Raw genomic sequence first — 17,597 nt, forward strand, 5'->3', positions numbered from 1 at the left:
ACTCTTTTATGCGTTCATCCGTCAACCGTCCGTCCAAGGAGCACTCACGTGGCTGCCACCGACGTCCGCCCGAAGATCACGCTGGCCTGCGTGGAGTGCAAGGAGCGGAACTACATCACCAAGAAGAACCGGCGTAACAACCCGGACCGTCTTGAGATGAAGAAGCACTGCCCGCGCTGCAACTCGCACACCGCGCACCGCGAAACCCGCTAAACACAGGCTCGTATGCGAGGCCGTCCCCACTTCGGGGGCGGCCTCGCGTCGTTTGCTTCAGTCAATACATCAGGCATCAGGAGGTACGAGTCCATGGCGCTCGACCAGTCCTTCGTGGGGCGGGCCTATCCGCCCACCGCACCGTACGAGGTCGGCCGGGAGAAGATCCGGGAGTTCGCCGAGGCAGTGGGCGACACCAATCCCGCGTACACCGATCCGGAAGCCGCCAAGGCACTCGGTCACTCCGATGTGATCGCACCGCCGACCTTTGTCTTCGCCATCACCTTCAAGGCGGCTGGACAGGTCATCGAGGACCCGCAGCTCGGTCTGGACTACAGCCGGGTGGTGCACGGCGACCAGAAGTTCGCGTACAAGCGCCCGGTGCGTGCGGGGGACCGGCTGTCGGTCACCTCGACCATAGAGGCGGTCAAGTCGATGGCCGGCAACGACATCCTGGACATCCGCGGTGACGTCCACGACGAGTCCGGCGAGCATGTGGTGACGGCGTGGACGAAGCTCGTCGCACGCGCGGCCGAGGAGGCGTGATGGCGGCGAAGATCTCTTACACGGACGTCGAGGTCGGCACCGAGCTGCCGGCACGGTCCTTTCCCGTGACACGCGCCACGCTCGTGCGGTACGCGGGCGCCTCCGGCGACTTCAACCCGATCCACTGGAACGAGAAGTTCGCCACCGAGGTCGGGCTGCCGAACGTGATCGCGCACGGCATGTTCACCATGGCCGAGGCGATCCGGGTGGTCACCGACTGGGTGGGCGACCCGGCCGCCGTCGTCGAGTACGGCGTGCGCTTCACGAAGCCGGTCATAGTCCCGAACGACGACAAGGGCGCGCTGATCGAGGTCAGCGCCAAGGTCGCCGTGCTGCTGGAGGACAACCGGGTCCGCGTGGACCTGACGGCGATGAGCGCCGGGCAGAAGGTCCTCGGCATGTCCCGCGCCGTGGTCCAGCTCGCCTGACGGTACGCCGCCACGGGGCGCCTCTGGCTGTCGGAGGCGCCCCGTACGCTTGTCCCCGTGCAGGAACTCCATGATGCCCCCCTCGCCCCCCTGACCACCTTCCGGCTCGGCGGTCCCGCGACCCGTCTCGTCACGGCCACCACCGACGACGAGGTGATCGCCGCAGTTCGCGAGGCCGACGCGGCCGGCACGCCGCTGCTCGTCATCGGCGGCGGAAGCAACCTGGTCATCGGCGACAAGGGCTTCGACGGCACCGCCCTGCGCATCGCGACCACCGGCTTCCACCTGGACGGTACGTCGCTGGAGCTGGCCGCCGGCGAGGTGTGGACCGACGCCGTCACCCGCACCGTCGAGGCGGGCCTCGCGGGCATCGAGTGCCTCGCCGGCATCCCCGGCTCGGCCGGCGCGACGCCGATCCAGAACGTCGGGGCGTACGGCCAGGAAGTGTCCAGCGTCATCACCGAGGTCGTCGCCTACGACCGCCGAGCGGGCGAGACGGTCACCATCCCGGCCGCCGAGTGCGACTTCTCGTACCGCCACAGCCGCTTCAAGCAGCACCCGGACCGCTTCGTGGTCCTGCGTGTCCGCTTCACGCTGGAGGACGCGGACGGCCTCTCGGCGCCGATCAAGTACCCCGAGACCGCGCGCACCCTGGGCGTCGAGGCCGGCGACCGGGTGCCGGCCGCCGTCGCCCGCGAGACCGTGCTGAAGCTGCGCGCGGGCAAGGGCATGGTCCTGGACCCGGAGGACCACGACACGTGGTCGGCGGGCTCCTTCTTCACCAACCCGATCCTCACGGGCGAGGAGTACGCCGCCTTCCTCGCCCGCGCCCAGGAGCGCCTCGGCGCCGATGTGACGCCGCCGGCGTTCCCGGCGGGCGACGGCATGACCAAGACCTCGGCGGCCTGGCTGATCGACAAGGCGGGCTTCACGAAGGGGTACGGGGCGGGCCCGGCCCGTATCTCCACCAAGCACACGCTGGCCCTGACCAACCGCGGCGAAGCCACGACCGAGGACCTGCTGGCGCTCGCGCGCGAGGTGGTCGACGGCGTCCGCGAGGCGTTCGGAGTGACCCTGGTGAACGAGCCGGTGACAGTGGGCGTCGCCCTGTAACTGGGCCGCCTGCGGCGCTTTCCCCCACCCGCCTCCCCGAACTGGGGCGCTGCCCCAGCCCCCGGCCCTCAAACGCCGGACGGGCTGCTGTCCGGGGGTACTGCTGGGACTCCGCCCCAGCCCCCGCTCCTCAAGCGGGGGCGGGCCGGATGTTGCCGCACGCGGCAACATCCGGCCCGCCCCGTACGAGTGAGAGCCGGACCGCCGAAGGCTCGGGTTTCGTGCTCCGCGGTGGGAGAGGGGACGTGGCGGGGTGCTCCCCGCAGGGTGTCGAACACAGTTTGGGTGTCGGGGGCAAACCCTGCCGGCCGTTCGGCACCCGAGGAGACGCCCCGGCGCGGCACCGACCCCAGAGCCCCGCTCCGCCCGGCGTGAGCGAAGCGCGCGCGCCCGTCAGCCCGCCAGCCAGTGGTCGATTCCGGCCAGCAGCTTCGCCTGTACGTCGCCGGGCGCCGCCGACCCCCGCACCGACTGCCGCGCCAGCTCGGCCAGCTCCGCGTCCGTGAACCCGTGATGCCGCCGCGCCAGCTCGTACTGCGCCGCCAGCCGCGACCCGAACAGCAGCGGGTCGTCCGCGCCCAGCGCCATCGGCACCCCGGCGTCGAACAAGGTCCGCAACGGCACGTCCCCGGGCTTCTCGTAGACCCCCAGCGCCACATTCGAGGCCGGGCACACCTCGCACGTCACGCCCTTCTCGGCCAATTTCCGCAGCAACCGCGGGTCCTCGGCCGCCCGTACGCCGTGCCCGATCCGCGTCGCGCGCAGATCGTCCAGGCAGTCCCGTACGGACGCGGGCCCGGTCAGCTCCCCGCCGTGCGGCGCCGCGAGCAGCCCGCCCTCCCGCGCGATCGCGAACGCACGGTCGAAATCCCTCGCCATGCCCCTGCGCTCGTCGTTGGAGAGCCCGAAGCCGACGATCCCGCGATCCGCGTACCGCACAGCGAGGCGCGCCAGCGTCCGTGCGTCCAGCGGATGCTTCATCCGGTTCGCCGCGACCAGCACCCGCATCCCGAGCCCCGTCTCCCGCGACGCGGCGTCCACCGCGTCCAGGATGATCTCCAGGGCCGGAATCAGGCCACCCAGCATGGGCGCGTACGACGTCGGATCGACCTGGATCTCCAGCCACCCCGAGCCGTCCCGCACGTCCTCCTCGGCCGCCTCACGCACCAGCCGCTGGATGTCCTCGGGCTCGCGCAGACACGACCTGGCGGCGTCGTACAGCCGCTGGAAACGGAACCAGCCGCGCTCGTCCGTCGCCCGCAGCTTCGGCGGCTCCCCGCTGGTCAGCGCCTCCGGCAGGTGTACGCCGTACTTGTCGGCCAGCTCGAGAAGCGTGGTGGGCCGCATCGATCCGGTGAAATGCAGATGCAGATGGGCCTTCGGCAGCAGTCGGACATCGCGCACACTCAACATCCCAAGATCCTGCCGTACGCGGGAGCGGCCCGGAAGCGTCTTTGCCCGAACGAGTAGCGAGCCGAACGCAGAAACGGGCCCCCGGCCGAAGCCAGGGGCCCGTCAAGCGAGGTTGTAACTAGTCCCGGGCCTCGGCCAGCAGCTTCTGGATGCGCGACACACCCTCGGCCAGGTCCTCGTCGCCCAGCGCGTACGAAAGCCGCAGGTAGCCCGGCGTACCGAAGGCCTCGCCCGGTACGACCGCCACCTCGACCTCGTCCAGGATCAGCGCGGCGAGCTCGACCGAGCTCTGCGGGCGCTTGCCGCGGATCTCCTTGCCGAGCAGGCCCTTCACCGACGGGTACGCGTAGAACGCGCCCTCGGGCTCCGGGCAGACGACGCCGTCGATCTCATTGAGCATCCGCACCATCGTCTGCCGGCGGCGGTCGAAGGCGGAACGCATCTCGGCGACCGCGTCGAGGTTGCCGGAGACCGCCGCCAGCGCCGCGATCTGAGCGACGTTCGACACGTTGGACGTGGCGTGCGACTGGAGGTTGGTCGCGGCCTTCACGACGTCCTTCGGAGCGATGATCCACCCCACCCGCCAGCCGGTCATCGCGTACGTCTTCGCCACACCGTTGACCACGATGCACTTGTCGCGCAGCTCCGGCAGGATCGCCGGGAGCGAGACGGCGGACGCGTCGCCGTAGACGAGGTGCTCGTAGATCTCGTCCGTCAGCACCCACAGACCGTGCTCGGCGGCCCAGCGGCCGATCGCCTCGGTCTCGGCCTCGGTGTACACCGCGCCGGTCGGGTTGGACGGGGAGACGAAGAGGACCACCTTGGTCTTCTCCGTACGGGCCGCCTCCAGCTGCTCGACGGAGACCCGGTAGCCGGTGGTCTCGTCGGCCACGACGTCGACCGGGACACCGCCGGCGAGACGGATCGACTCGGGGTACGTCGTCCAGTACGGCGCCGGGACGATGACCTCGTCGCCCGGGTCCAGGATGGTGGCGAAGGCCTCGTAGATGGCCTGCTTGCCGCCGTTGGTGACCAGGACCTGCGAGGCGTCCACCTCGTAACCGGAATCACGCAGCGTCTTCGCGGCGATCGCGGCCTTGAGCTCGGGGAGCCCGCCGGCGGGCGTGTAGCGGTGGTACTTCGGGTTGCGGCAGGCCTCGATCGCGGCCTCGACGATGTAGCCGGGCGTAGGGAAGTCGGGCTCGCCCGCGCCGAAGCCGATGACCGGACGGCCGGCGGCCTTCAGGGCCTTGGCCTTGGCGTCCACGGCAAGGGTTGCGGATTCGGAGATAGCGCCGATTCGGGCTGAGACCCGGCGCTCGGTGGGAGGAGTTGCAGCGCTCATACGGCCCATCGTCCCAGACCGGAAACCAGCCCAGCACACGGATATCGAGGGGCGGACAGGAAGGGGTCGGACGGTATCTGTTCGACGCCGGGCCTGTGACCACGTACACTCACTCGTCGTTGGCCCCTCATCAGCCACTCCGCCGCGCGCACTCCGTGCACTCGGCCGGATGCGGTAGGTTGGGGGAACCACAAAGGGTCGTAGCTCAATTGGTAGAGCACTGGTCTCCAAAACCAGCGGTTGGGGGTTCAAGTCCCTCCGGCCCTGCTACACGCATCTTCGCCAGGATGTGTGCGCATGTACGTACTTCTATGCACTGCCGTGCGGCTCCACCGGGCGCGGCACGGCCACGACCCGGAATCAGGTGAGTAGCGTGACGGACGCCGTGGGCTCCATCGACATGCCTGATGCCCAGGACGAGACGCCGGATTCCAGCAAGAAGTCTCGTAAAGGCGGCAAGCGCGGCAAGAAGGGCCCCCTGGGCCGTCTCGCGCTCTTCTACCGCCAGATCGTCGCAGAGTTGCGCAAGGTCGTCTGGCCCACGCGCAGCCAGCTGACGACGTACACCACCGTGGTGATTGTCTTCGTCGTCATCATGATCGGCATTGTGACCGTGATCGACATGGGCTTCGCCCGAGCCGTCAAGTACGTCTTCGGCTGATCCCGCGTAGGGCGCCTCACCCGGCGCCCCTTTCGCCGTTCCACCCATATGTATCCAGGAAGAAGCAGCCACCGTGTCTGACCCGAACCTGAACGACGCCGTTGAGCCGAGCGAAAGCGCGGAGTCCGCTGAGGACCAGCTCGACATCGTCGAGGCGGCCGACGAGGACCAGGCGGAAACTGCTGACGTCGCTGCGGGCGAGCCGGCGGAAGAGGCAGCCGTGCACGTCGAGTCCGCCGAGGACGCAGACGCTGCCGAGGACGCCGCCGACGCCGAGTCCGACGAGGACGCCGAGGCGGAGCCCGTCGAGGCTCCCGCCGAGCCGGCCGACCCGATCGCCGCCCTCCGCGAGGAGCTCCGCACCCTGCCGGGCGAGTGGTACGTCATCCACACGTACGCCGGGTACGAGAAGCGCGTGAAGGCGAACCTGGAGCAGCGCGCGGTCTCGCTGAACGTCGAGGAATTCATCTACCAGGCTGAAGTCCCCGAGGAAGAGATCGTCCAGATCAAGAACGGCGAGCGCAAGAACGTCCGCCAGAACAAGCTTCCCGGTTACGTCCTGGTCCGCATGGACCTCACCAACGAGTCCTGGGGCGTTGTCCGCAACACCCCCGGCGTCACCGGCTTCGTCGGCAACGCCTACGACCCGTACCCGCTGACCCTGGACGAGATCGTCAAGATGCTCGCCCCGGAGGCCGAGGAGAAGGCCGCCCGCGAGGCCGCCGAGGCCGAGGGCAAGCCGGCGCCCAGCCGCAAGATGGAGGTCCAGGTTCTGGACTTCGAGGTGGGCGACTCGGTCACCGTCACCGACGGCCCCTTCGCGACCCTCCAGGCGACGATCAACGAGATCAACGCCGACTCGAAGAAGGTCAAGGGCCTCGTCGAGATCTTCGGTCGCGAGACCCCGGTCGAGCTGAGCTTCGACCAGATCCAGAAGAACTGATCTTCTCTGGAATCACGCTTCCGACCAGGTCAGATCGGCTCTCGCAGCCGGTCTGACCTGCTCGGTTTTTAGCCGCAGCACGATACCCGTTATCGTTGTGCGGTATGCCTCCGTCCGGTGATCGGATGGCAGGAAACTCTCACTAGGACCCGGAGAGAGCAATGCCTCCCAAGAAGAAGAAGGTCACGGGGCTCATCAAGCTCCAGATCAACGCCGGCGCGGCCAACCCGGCTCCGCCGGTCGGCCCCGCGCTCGGCCAGCACGGCGTCAACATCATGGAGTTCTGCAAGGCCTACAACGCCGCGACCGAGTCGCAGCGTGGCATGGTCGTGCCGGTGGAGATCACGGTCTACGAGGACCGCTCCTTCACCTTCGTGACGAAGACCCCGCCGGCCGCGAAGCTGATCCTCAAGGCCGCTGGTGTGGACAAGGGATCGGGCGAGCCCCACAAGACCAAGGTCGCGAAGCTCACCGCGGCTCAGGTGCGTGAGATCTCGACGGTCAAGCTCCCCGACCTGAACGCCAACGACCTCGAGGCCGCGGACAAGATCATCGCCGGTACCGCCCGTTCCATGGGCATCACCGTCGAGGGCTGAAAGTCCCCGTAGTACCTCAGTGGTAGGGCCAAGCGCTGGTCCGCACCACGACTCCACCTCCCACGCGGCTCAAGCCGCATGGTGTAACTGCTCAGGAGCAGAAGTGAAGCGCAGCAAGAACTTCCGCAACGCGGACGCGAAGATCGACCGGGAGCGTCTGTACGCCCCGCTCGAGGCCGTCCGTATCGCCAAGGACACCTCCACCACGAAGTTCGACGGCACCGTCGAGGTCGCCATGCGTCTGGGTGTAGACCCGCGCAAGGCCGACCAGATGGTCCGCGGCACCGTGAACCTGCCGCACGGCACCGGCAAGACCGCCCGGGTCCTGGTCTTCGCGACCGGTGACCGTGCTGCGGCCGCGGAGGCCGCAGGCGCCGACATCGTCGGCTCCGACGAACTCATCGACGAGGTCGCGAAGGGCCGTCTGGACTTCGACGCCGTCGTCGCCACCCCGGACCTCATGGGCAAGGTCGGCCGCCTCGGCCGCGTGCTCGGTCCGCGTGGTCTGATGCCGAACCCGAAGACCGGAACGGTCACCCCGGACGTGGCGAAGGCTGTCACGGACATCAAGGGCGGCAAGATCGAGTTCCGCGTCGACAAGCACTCGAACCTGCACTTCATCATCGGCAAGGTTTCCTTCGACGAGACGAAGCTGGTCGAGAACTACGCCGCGGCGCTGGAGGAGATCCTCCGTCTCAAGCCGTCCGCCGCGAAGGGCCGCTACATCAAGAAGGCCGCCCTGACCACGACGATGGGCCCCAGCATCCCGCTGGACCAGAACCGCACCCGTAACCTCCTCGTCGAGGAGGACCCGGCCGCTGTCTGACCGGGTCGGGCCTGACGGCTCGCCGAGTGGCTCGAATCGGGCCCCGCATCTCCCCTCAGGGAGGCGCGGGGCCCGATTTGCTTGTGGGTGACCCGTTCGCGTAGTCTTCCCCGGAAGCCAAAGACCGCTGGTCGTTGCTGTGTCTTCGCAAGAAGGTGCAGTGGCCGAAGGATCCGCTAGGTGCGGACGACCTGCGCAGGTGTTCGTGGAAAGCTCCCAGACTCGTTCCGGTCGAGCCCAGCCCCGTGCGCCTGCGCCGGGGCGTTTCGTTTTGCCCAGCCCCTTCTGAGCGGTCCTCATCACCCGGAAGGAGGCCGACGCTCTATGGCAAGGCCCGACAAGGCTGCCGCGGTAGCCGAGCTCGCGGACCAGTTCCGCAGCTCGAACGCCGCCGTGCTGACCGAGTACCGGGGTCTCACCGTGACGCAGCTCAAGACGCTGCGTCGTTCGCTCGGTGAGAACGCCCAGTACGCCGTGGTGAAGAACACGCTGACCAAGATCGCGGCCAACGAGGCCGGGATCAACACGCTGGACGACCTGTTCGCAGGCCCGACGGCGGTTGCCTTCATCACCGGTGACCCGGTGGAGTCGGCGAAGGGTCTTCGTGACTTCGCCAAGGAGAACCCGAACCTGATCATCAAGGGCGGTGTCCTTGATGGCAAGGCGCTGTCCGCCGATGAGATCAAGAAGCTTGCGGACCTCGAGTCCCGCGAGGTTCTGCTCGCCAAGCTGGCGGGCGCCATGAAGGGCAAGCAGTCCCAGACTGCGTCGCTGTTCAAGGCGCTTCCCTCGAAGTTCGTCCGCACCGCGGAGGCGCTTCGTGCCAAGCAGGCCGAGCAGGGCGGTGCCGAGTAATTCGGCTCGCTTTCTGACCGTCGCCGCCTAGGCGCCAGGTCGCAGCGGGCCGGAAGTACGCCCGCCTCACATGTACATCGGCACCAGCCGAATTAGTGGAAGGACGCCATCATGGCGAAGCTGTCCCAGGACGACCTGCTCGCGCAGTTCGAAGAGATGACCCTCATCGAGCTCTCCGAGTTCGTGAAGGCCTTCGAGGAGAAGTTCGACGTCACCGCCGCTGCCGCGGTTGCCGCCGTCGCCCCGGGTGCCCCCGGCGCCCCCGCCGAGGCCGCTGAGGAGCAGGACGAGTTCGACGTCATCCTCACGGGTGCCGGCGACAAGAAGATCCAGGTCATCAAGGTCGTGCGTGAGCTGACCTCGCTGGGTCTGAAGGAGGCCAAGGACCTCGTCGACGGCGCTCCGAAGCCGGTCCTCGAGAAGGTCGCCAAGGAGGCCGCTGACAAGGCTGCCGAGTCCCTCAAGGCCGCCGGCGCGGCTGTCGAGGTCAAGTGACCTCGTTGAGTCTCTGACTCAGCTGCTCACGTTCTAAGGGCGATCACCCATTCGGGTGGTCGCCCTTAGTCGTTCCCGCGACGCCGTCCTTGCTCTTGGCGTCGTGGCGAGTATCGTGATCTTCGCCGTACGCCCCGCGGGTGTCCTTGCGCCGTACGGCGCTGTGGCCAGTGACGATCTCTGTCGAGAGCGGGGGGCCTTGACGAACCGCATGAGGCGCGCAATTCTCAGGACTCGTCGTCATACCGATCCGGATCCGAGGCATGGATCGGCGGCGTAGAGGGCAGTACTGATATGCGCATAGAGCGCATGGCTTTCCGCAGGAGTTGAGTACAGCGAGGGTGTCAAACAACCCGCTCTGGACATCAGTGAGCCAAGTGGCTACACTGACCCTTTGCGCTGCCTGTTAGCTGCCTCCTGCCCGTCACCAGAGGCATACCCTCGCTCGAGCATCGACAGCCGACTTCCCTGATCAGGGAATTCTGCCGCTGTGCCAGCTTGGGACCGGTACGCGCGTAGTGAGTCCGAGCCCTCGGAAGGACCCCCTCTTGGCCGCCTCGCGCAACGCCTCGACCTCCAATACGAACAACGGCGCCAGCACCGCCCCGCTGCGCATCTCCTTTGCAAAGATCAAGGAGCCCCTCGAGGTTCCTAACCTCCTCGCGCTGCAGACCGAGAGCTTTGACTGGCTGCTCGGCAACGCCGCTTGGAAGGGTCGCGTCGAGGCCGCTCTCGAGAGCGGACAGGACGTCCCCACCAAGTCTGGACTGGAAGAGATCTTCGAGGAGATCTCGCCGATCGAGGACTTCTCCGGGTCGATGTCGCTGACGTTCCGCGACCACCGGTTCGAGCCGCCGAAGAACTCGATCGACGAGTGCAAGGAGCGCGACTTCACGTTCGCGGCTCCCCTTTTCGTCACCGCAGAGTTCACCAACAACGAGACCGGCGAGATCAAGTCCCAGACGGTCTTCATGGGCGATTTCCCGCTCATGACCAACAAGGGCACCTTCGTCATCAACGGCACCGAGCGTGTCGTCGTGTCGCAGCTGGTCCGCTCGCCGGGTGTCTACTTCGACTCCTCCATCGACAAGACGTCCGACAAGGACATCTTCTCGGCCAAGATCATCCCGTCCCGGGGTGCCTGGCTGGAGATGGAGATCGACAAGCGCGACATGGTCGGTGTCCGCATCGACCGCAAGCGCAAGCAGTCCGTGACCGTCCTCCTCAAGGCTCTCGGTTGGACCACCGAGCAGATCCTCGAAGAGTTCGGCGAGTACGAGTCCATGCGCGCCACCCTGGAGAAGGACCACACCCAGGGCCAGGACGACGCGCTGCTCGACATCTACCGCAAGCTCCGCCCGGGCGAGCCGCCCACGCGTGAGGCCGCTCAGACGCTGCTCGAGAACCTCTACTTCAACCCGAAGCGTTACGACCTCGCGAAGGTCGGCCGCTACAAGGTGAACAAGAAGCTCGGCGCCGATGAGCCGCTGAACGCCGGTGTCCTTACGAGCAAGGACATCATCGCCACCATCAAGTACCTGGTCCGGCTGCACGCCGGCGAGGTCGAGACGGTCGGCGAGTCGGGCCGGAGCATCGTCGTCGAGACCGACGACATCGACCACTTCGGCAACCGTCGTCTGCGCAACGTCGGCGAGCTCATCCAGAACCAGGTCCGCACGGGTCTGGCTCGCATGGAGCGCGTCGTACGTGAGCGGATGACGACTCAGGACGTCGAGGCGATCACGCCGCAGACCCTGATCAACATCCGGCCGGTCGTCGCCTCCATCAAGGAGTTCTTCGGCACCAGCCAGCTGTCGCAGTTCATGGACCAGAACAACCCGCTGTCGGGTCTCACCCACAAGCGCCGTCTGTCGGCGCTTGGCCCGGGTGGTCTCTCCCGTGAGCGGGCCGGCTTCGAGGTCCGTGACGTGCACCCGTCTCACTACGGCCGTATGTGCCCGATTGAGACTCCCGAAGGCCCGAACATCGGTCTGATCGGTTCGCTCGCCTCGTACGGCCGTGTCAACGCGTTCGGTTTCGTCGAGACGCCGTACCGCAAGGTCGTCAACGGTGTCGTCACCGACGACGTCGACTACCTGACGGCTGACGAAGAGGACCGTTTCGTTATCGCGCAGGCCAACGCGACGCTGGGTGAGGACATGCGCTTCACCGAGTCGCGCGTTCTGGTCCGCCGTCGTGGCGGCGAGATCGACTACATCCCGGGCGACGACGTCGACTACATGGACGTCTCGCCGCGCCAGATGGTGTCGGTCGCCACCGCGATGATCCCGTTCCTCGAGCACGACGACGCGAACCGCGCGCTCATGGGCGCGAACATGATGCGTCAGGCCGTGCCGCTGATCACGTCCGAGGCGCCGCTCGTCGGCACCGGCATGGAGTACCGCTGTGCGGTCGACGCCGGTGACGTCATCAAGGCGGAGAAGGACGGTGTGGTCCAGGAGGTTTCCGCGGACTACGTCACCGTCGCCAACGACGACGGCACGTACACGACGTACCGGATCGCGAAGTTCTCCCGCTCGAACCAGGGCACCTCGGTCAACCAGAAGGTTGTCGTGGACGAGGGCGCCCGGGTCGTCGAGGGCCAGGTCCTCGCCGACGGGCCCGCCACCCAGCAGGGTGAGATGGCGCTCGGCAAGAACCTGCTCGTGGCGTTCATGCCGTGGGAGGGCCACAACTACGAAGACGCGATCATCCTCAGCCAGCGTCTGGTGCAGGACGACGTCCTCTCCTCAATCCACATCGAGGAGCACGAGGTCGACGCCCGTGACACCAAGCTCGGCCCGGAGGAGATCACCCGGGACATCCCGAACGTCTCCGAAGAGGTCCTCGCGGACCTCGACGAGCGCGGGATCATCCGTATCGGTGCCGAGGTCGTCGCCGGTGACATCCTCGTCGGCAAGGTCACGCCCAAGGGTGAGACCGAGCTGACGCCGGAGGAGCGCCTGCTCCGTGCGATCTTCGGCGAGAAGGCGCGCGAGGTGCGCGACACCTCGCTGAAGGTGCCGCACGGTGAGGTCGGCAAGATCATCGGTGTCCGCGTCTTCGACCGCGAAGAGGGCGACGAGCTGCCGCCGGGCGTGAACCAGCTGGTTCGCGTGTACGTCGCGCAGAAACGCAAGATCACCGATGGTGACAAGCTCGCCGGCCGTCACGGCAACAAGGGCGTCATCTCGAAGATCCTGCCGATCGAGGACATGCCGTTCATGGAGGACGGCACCCCGGTCGACATCATCCTCAACCCGCTGGGCGTCCCGTCCCGAATGAACCCGGGACAGGTCCTCGAAATCCACCTCGGCTGGCTCGCCAGTCAGGGCTGGAAGGTCGAGGGCAGCGAGGAGTGGATGGAGCGCCTCAAGGTCATCGGCGCCGACGAGGTCGCCCCTGGCACCAACGTCGCCACCCCGGTCTTCGACGGTGCGCGCGAGGACGAGATCTCCGGTCTCTTCGAGTCCACGATCCCGAACCGCGACGGCAACCGGATGGTCCAGCCGTCCGGCAAGGCCAACCTGTTCGACGGTCGCTCGGGTGAGCCGTTCCCGGACCCGATCTCGGTCGGGTACATGTACATCCTCAAGCTCCACCACCTGGTCGACGACAAGCTGCACGCTCGTTCGACCGGTCCGTACTCCATGATCACCCAGCAGCCGCTGGGTGGTAAGGCCCAGTTCGGTGGCCAGCGCTTCGGTGAGATGGAGGTGTGGGCGCTCGAGGCTTATGGCGCCGCTTACGCCCTCCAGGAACTGCTGACCATCAAGTCCGACGACGTCACCGGCCGCGTGAAGGTCTACGAGGCCATCGTCAAGGGCGAGAACATTCCTGAGCCCGGCATCCCCGAGTCCTTCAAGGTGCTCATCAAGGAGATGCAGTCCCTGTGCCTCAACGTGGAGGTGCTGTCCTCGGACGGCATGTCCATCGAGATGCGCGACACCGACGAGGACGTCTTCCGCGCTGCGGAAGAGCTCGGTATCGACCTGTCCCGGCGCGAGCCGAGCAGCGTCGAAGAGGTCTGACGGGTTGGCCGGCCGCTGCTTCACCGCAGCGGCCGGCTCTCCCCGGACCCGTTCAGACCATGATTGACTCTCGACCCCGAAAGAGGGATTGACGACAAGTGCTCGACGTCAACTTCTTCGACGAGCTGCGGATCGGCCTCGCCACCGCGGACGACATCCGGACCTGGTCGCACGGCGAAGTGAAGAAGCCGGAGACCATCAACTACCGCACGCTCAAGCCCGAGAAGGACGGACTCTTCTGCGAGAAGATCTTCGGCCCGACCCGGGACTGGGAGTGCTACTGCGGTAAGTACAAGCGTGTCCGCTTCAAGGGCATCATCTGCGAGCGCTGCGGCGTCGAGGTCACTCGCGCGAAGGTGCGTCGTGAGCGGATGGGCCACATTGAGCTGGCCGCACCCGTCACTCACATCTGGTACTTCAAGGGCGTCCCGTCGCGCCTTGGCTACCTGCTGGACCTCGCGCCGAAGGACCTCGAAAAGGTCATCTACTTCGCCGCGTACATGATCACGTTCGTGGACGAGGAGCGCCGCACGCGCGACCTGCCGTCGCTGGAGGCGCACGTCTCCGTAGAGCGTCAGCAGATCGAGAACCGCCGCGACGCCGACCTCGAAGCCCGCGCCAAGAAGCTCGAGACCGACCTGGCCGAGCTTGAGGCCGAGGGCGCCAAGGCCGACGTACGCCGCAAGGTGCGCGAAGGTGCCGAGCGTGAGATGAAGCAGCTGCGCGACCGTGCGCAGCGCGAGATCGACCGTCTCGACGAGGTGTGGAGCCGCTTCAAGAACCTCAAGGTCCAGGACCTCGAGGGCGACGAGCTGCTCTACCGCGAGCTGCGCGACCGCTTCGGTACGTACTTCGACGGCTCGATGGGCGCGGCTGCTCTGCAGAAGCGTCTGGAGTCGTTCGATCTGGAGGAGGAGGCCGAGCGCCTCCGCGAGATCATCCGTACCGGCAAGGGCCAGAAGAAGACCCGTGCGCTGAAGCGGCTGAAGGTCGTGTCTGCCTTCCTGCAGACCTCCAACAGCCCCAAGGGCATGGTTCTCGACTGCGTGCCGGTCATCCCGCCGGACCTGCGTCCGATGGTGCAGCTGGACGGTGGCCGCTTCGCGACCTCCGACCTGAACGACCTGTACCGCCGCGTGATCAACCGCAACAACCGCCTCAAGCGTCTCCTTGACCTCGGTGCTCCCGAGATCATCGTGAACAACGAGAAGCGCATGCTTCAGGAGGCCGTCGACGCGCTCTTCGACAACGGCCGTCGTGGTCGCCCGGTCACGGGCCCCGGCAACCGTCCGCTGAAGTCGCTGTCCGACATGCTCAAGGGCAAGCAGGGTCGATTCCGTCAGAACCTTCTCGGTAAGCGTGTGGACTACTCCGCGCGTTCCGTGATCGTCGTCGGCCCGCAGCTGAAGCTGCACCAGTGCGGTCTGCCGAAGGCCATGGCGCTGGAGCTCTTCAAGCCGTTCGTGATGAAGCGCCTGGTTGACCTCAACCACGCGCAGAACATCAAGTCGGCGAAGCGCATGGTCGAGCGCGGCCGCACGGTCGTGTACGACGTGCTGGAAGAGGTCATCGCCGAGCACCCGGTTCTGCTGAACCGTGCGCCGACGCTGCACCGCCTCGGCATCCAGGCCTTCGAGCCGCAGCTGGTCGAGGGCAAGGCCATCCAGATCCACCCGCTCGTCTGCACCGCGTTCAACGCGGACTTCGACGGTGACCAGATGGCCGTGCACCTGCCGCTCTCCGCGGAGGCGCAGGCCGAGGCGCGCATCCTGATGCTGTCCTCGAACAACATCCTGAAGCCGGCCGACGGTCGTCCTGTCACCATGCCGACCCAGGACATGGTGCTTGGTCTCTTCTTCCTCACCACTGATGAGGAAGAGCGCAAGGTCATCGGTGAGGGCCGTAGCTTCGGCTCGACCGCCGAGGCGACCATGGCGTTCGACAACCGTGAGCTCTCGCTCCAGGCCAAGGTCGACATCCGCTTCCCGGTGGGCACCATCCCGCCGCGTGGCTGGGTGCCGCCGGTCGCCGAAGAGGGCGAGCAGGAGTTCCAGCAGGGTGACAGCTTCCGGCTGCGTACGACGCTGGGCCGCGCGCTCTTCAACGAGCTGCTGCCCGAGGACTACCCGTTCGTCGACTACTCGGTGGGCAAGAAGCAGCTCTCCGAGATCGTCAACGACCTGGCGGAGCGCTACCCCAAGGTCATCGTGGCGGCGACGCTCGACAACCTGAAGGCGGCCGGCTTCCACTGGGCGACCCGTTCGGGCGTCACCGTGGCCATCTCCGACGTCGTCGTGCCCGAGGCCAAGAAGGCCATCGTCAAGGGCTACGAGGCGCAGGACGAGAAGGTCCAGAAGCAGTACGAGCGCGGTCTCATCACCAAGGAAGAGCGCACTCAGGAGCTCATCGCGATCTGGACCAAGGCGACCAATGAGGTTGCCGAGGCGATGAACGCGAACTTCCCCAAGACGAACCCCATCTTCATGATGGTTGACTCGGGTGCCCGAGGAAACATGATGCAGATGCGTCAGATCGCCGGTATGCGTGGTCTGGTGTCGAACGCCAAGAACGAGACGATTCCTCGCCCGATTAAGGCGTCGTTCCGTGAGGGTCTGTCCGTGCTGGAGTACTTCATCTCCACCCACGGTGCCCGTAAGGGTCTCGCCGACACCGCCCTGCGTACCGCCGACTCGGGTTACCTGACCCGTCGTCTGGTGGACGTCTCGCAGGACGTGATCATCCGCGAGGAGGACTGTGGCACCGACCGCGGCCTCAAGCTGAAGATCGCGGAGAAGGGCGCCGACGGCATCCTCCGCAAGACCGACGACGTCGAGACGAGCGTGTACGCACGCATGCTCGCCGAGGACGTCGTCATCGACGGCAAGGTCATCGCGCCGGCCAACGTCGACCTCGGTGACGTGCTCATCGACCAGCTGGTCATGCACGGCGTCGAGGAGGTCAAGACCCGCTCGGTCCTGACCTGCGAGTCCGCGGTCGGCACCTGTGCCTTCTGCTACGGCCGCTCGCTGGCCACCGGCAAGCTGGTCGACATCGGTGAGGCGGTCGGCATCATCGCCGCCCAGTCCATCGGTGAGCCCGGCACGCAGCTGACGATGCGTACCTTCCACACCGGTGGTGTGGCCGGTGACGACATCACCCAGGGTCTGCCCCGTGTCGTCGAGCTCTTCGAGGCTCGTACGCCCAAGGGTGTCGCCCCGATCTCGGAGGCGGCAGGCCGCATCCGTATCGAGGAGACCGAGAAGACCAAGAAGATCGTCGTCACCCCGGACGACGGCAGCGACGAGACGGCGTTCCCGATCTCGAAGCGTGCCCGTCTGCTCGTGGGCGAGGGCGACCACGTCGAGGTGGGCCAGAAGCTCACCGTGGGTGCCACCAACCCGCACGACGTGCTGCGGATCCTCGGTCAGCGCGCGGTCCAGGTCCACCTGGTCGGCGAAGTCCAGAAGGTCTACAACAGCCAGGGTGTGTCGATCCACGACAAGCACATCGAGATCATCATCCGGCAGATGCTCCGCCGCGTGACGATCATCGAGTCGGGCGACGCCGAGCTGCTTCCGGGCGAGCTCGTCGAGCGCGGCCGCTTCGAGGGCGAGAACCGTCGTGTGGTCACGGAAGGCGGCCACCCGGCCTCCGGCCGTCCGCAGCTGATGGGTATCACCAAGGCCTCGCTGGCGACCGAGTCGTGGCTGTCGGCGGCGTCCTTCCAGGAGACGACCAGGGTTCTGACGGACGCGGCGATCAACGCCAAGTCCGACTCCCTGATCGGCCTCAAGGAGAACGTCATCATCGGTAAGCTCATCCCGGCCGGTACGGGTCTGTCCCGCTACCGCAACATCCGGGTCGAGCCCACCGAGGAGGCCAAGGCCGCGATGTACTCGGCCGTCGGCTACGACGACATCGACTACTCGCCGTTCGGCACCGGCTCCGGCCAGGCCGTTCCGCTGGAGGACTACGACTACGGTCCGTACAACCAGTAAGAGCGTGTGTCTGTACGTCCACAGGGCGGCCACCCTTCACGGGGTGGCCGCCCTGCGGCGTCGCGGGCGGTGCCTCCAGGGGCGCTGTGGGCCCTCAATCGGCGGGATCGTCCCCCGGCAGGTTCAGGAAGTCC

14 protein-coding genes and 1 tRNA gene are annotated in these 17,597 nt (G+C 66.8%); 13 read left to right on the plus strand and 2 right to left on the minus strand.

What is annotated here, in order from left to right; genetic code table 11:
* The first annotated feature begins 48 nt into the window (after positions 1-48).
* The 4 genes from rpmG (at position 49) to J7E91_RS03570 (ending at position 2,300) form a co-directional block, all read left to right on the plus strand.
* Positions 49-213, plus strand: coding sequence for a 50S ribosomal protein L33 (gene rpmG, locus J7E91_RS03555; protein ID WP_003956487.1), 165 nt, complete (start codon positions 49-51; stop codon positions 211-213).
* A gap of 93 nt (positions 214-306) precedes the next feature.
* On the plus strand, positions 307-759 hold the full coding sequence (locus J7E91_RS03560; RefSeq protein ID WP_214899054.1) for a MaoC family dehydratase N-terminal domain-containing protein: 453 nt from the start codon (positions 307-309) through the stop codon (positions 757-759).
* Complete coding sequence (locus J7E91_RS03565; protein ID WP_214899056.1) at positions 759-1,187, plus strand: MaoC family dehydratase; 429 nt, start codon at positions 759-761, stop codon at positions 1,185-1,187. Before J7E91_RS03560 ends, J7E91_RS03565 begins: the two co-directional genes overlap by 1 nt.
* Before the next feature lie 57 nt (positions 1,188-1,244).
* Positions 1,245-2,300 (plus strand): UDP-N-acetylmuramate dehydrogenase, encoded by a 1,056-nt coding sequence (locus J7E91_RS03570; RefSeq protein WP_214899057.1) that lies wholly within the window; start codon positions 1,245-1,247, stop codon positions 2,298-2,300.
* Between the two features lie 393 nt (positions 2,301-2,693).
* Here the strand turns inward: J7E91_RS03570 and J7E91_RS03575 are convergent, their stop codons facing one another.
* On the minus strand, positions 2,694-3,713 hold the full coding sequence (locus J7E91_RS03575) for an adenosine deaminase (RefSeq protein ID WP_214899059.1): 1,020 nt from the start codon (positions 3,711-3,713) through the stop codon (positions 2,694-2,696).
* 118 nt (positions 3,714-3,831) lie between these two features.
* The gene (locus J7E91_RS03580) at positions 3,832-5,058 is read right to left on the minus strand and encodes a pyridoxal phosphate-dependent aminotransferase (RefSeq protein ID WP_214899061.1); all 1,227 of its coding nucleotides are present in this window, start codon (positions 5,056-5,058) and stop codon (positions 3,832-3,834) included.
* 194 nt (positions 5,059-5,252) lie between these two features.
* On the opposite strand from J7E91_RS03580, the gene J7E91_RS03585 reads away from it, so the two are divergent.
* From J7E91_RS03585 to J7E91_RS03625, 9 genes are all read left to right on the plus strand, one after another.
* Positions 5,253-5,325: transfer RNA gene (locus tag J7E91_RS03585), tRNA-Trp, on the plus strand.
* A 106-nt stretch (positions 5,326-5,431) separates the two neighbouring features.
* The gene (gene secE / locus J7E91_RS03590; protein WP_028812393.1) at positions 5,432-5,719 is read left to right on the plus strand and encodes a preprotein translocase subunit SecE; all 288 of its coding nucleotides are present in this window, start codon (positions 5,432-5,434) and stop codon (positions 5,717-5,719) included.
* Between the two features lie 73 nt (positions 5,720-5,792).
* Entirely contained in the window at positions 5,793-6,662 is an 870-nt protein-coding gene (gene nusG / locus J7E91_RS03595; protein ID WP_214899063.1) for a transcription termination/antitermination protein NusG, read from the plus strand.
* 161 nt (positions 6,663-6,823) lie between these two features.
* Positions 6,824-7,258: a 50S ribosomal protein L11 gene (gene rplK, locus J7E91_RS03600; RefSeq protein ID WP_028812391.1), complete on the plus strand. Its 435-nt coding sequence runs from the start codon at positions 6,824-6,826 to the stop codon at positions 7,256-7,258.
* A gap of 103 nt (positions 7,259-7,361) precedes the next feature.
* Positions 7,362-8,084, plus strand: coding sequence for a 50S ribosomal protein L1 (rplA, locus tag J7E91_RS03605; protein WP_214899065.1), 723 nt, complete (start codon positions 7,362-7,364; stop codon positions 8,082-8,084).
* 324 nt (positions 8,085-8,408) lie between these two features.
* Entirely contained in the window at positions 8,409-8,939 is a 531-nt protein-coding gene (rplJ, locus tag J7E91_RS03610; protein WP_028812389.1) for a 50S ribosomal protein L10, read from the plus strand.
* A gap of 111 nt (positions 8,940-9,050) precedes the next feature.
* The gene (gene rplL / locus J7E91_RS03615) at positions 9,051-9,434 is read left to right on the plus strand and encodes a 50S ribosomal protein L7/L12 (protein WP_214899067.1); all 384 of its coding nucleotides are present in this window, start codon (positions 9,051-9,053) and stop codon (positions 9,432-9,434) included.
* A 548-nt stretch (positions 9,435-9,982) separates the two neighbouring features.
* Complete coding sequence (gene rpoB / locus J7E91_RS03620; protein WP_214899069.1) at positions 9,983-13,465, plus strand: DNA-directed RNA polymerase subunit beta; 3,483 nt, start codon at positions 9,983-9,985, stop codon at positions 13,463-13,465.
* Between the two features lie 98 nt (positions 13,466-13,563).
* The gene (locus J7E91_RS03625) at positions 13,564-17,463 is read left to right on the plus strand and encodes a DNA-directed RNA polymerase subunit beta' (RefSeq protein WP_028812386.1); all 3,900 of its coding nucleotides are present in this window, start codon (positions 13,564-13,566) and stop codon (positions 17,461-17,463) included.
* The last annotated feature ends 134 nt before the right edge of the window (positions 17,464-17,597 follow it).

Source organism: Streptomyces sp. ISL-99 (assembly GCF_018614005.1).
GTDB lineage: Bacteria > Actinomycetota > Actinomycetes > Streptomycetales > Streptomycetaceae > Streptomyces > Streptomyces flavidovirens.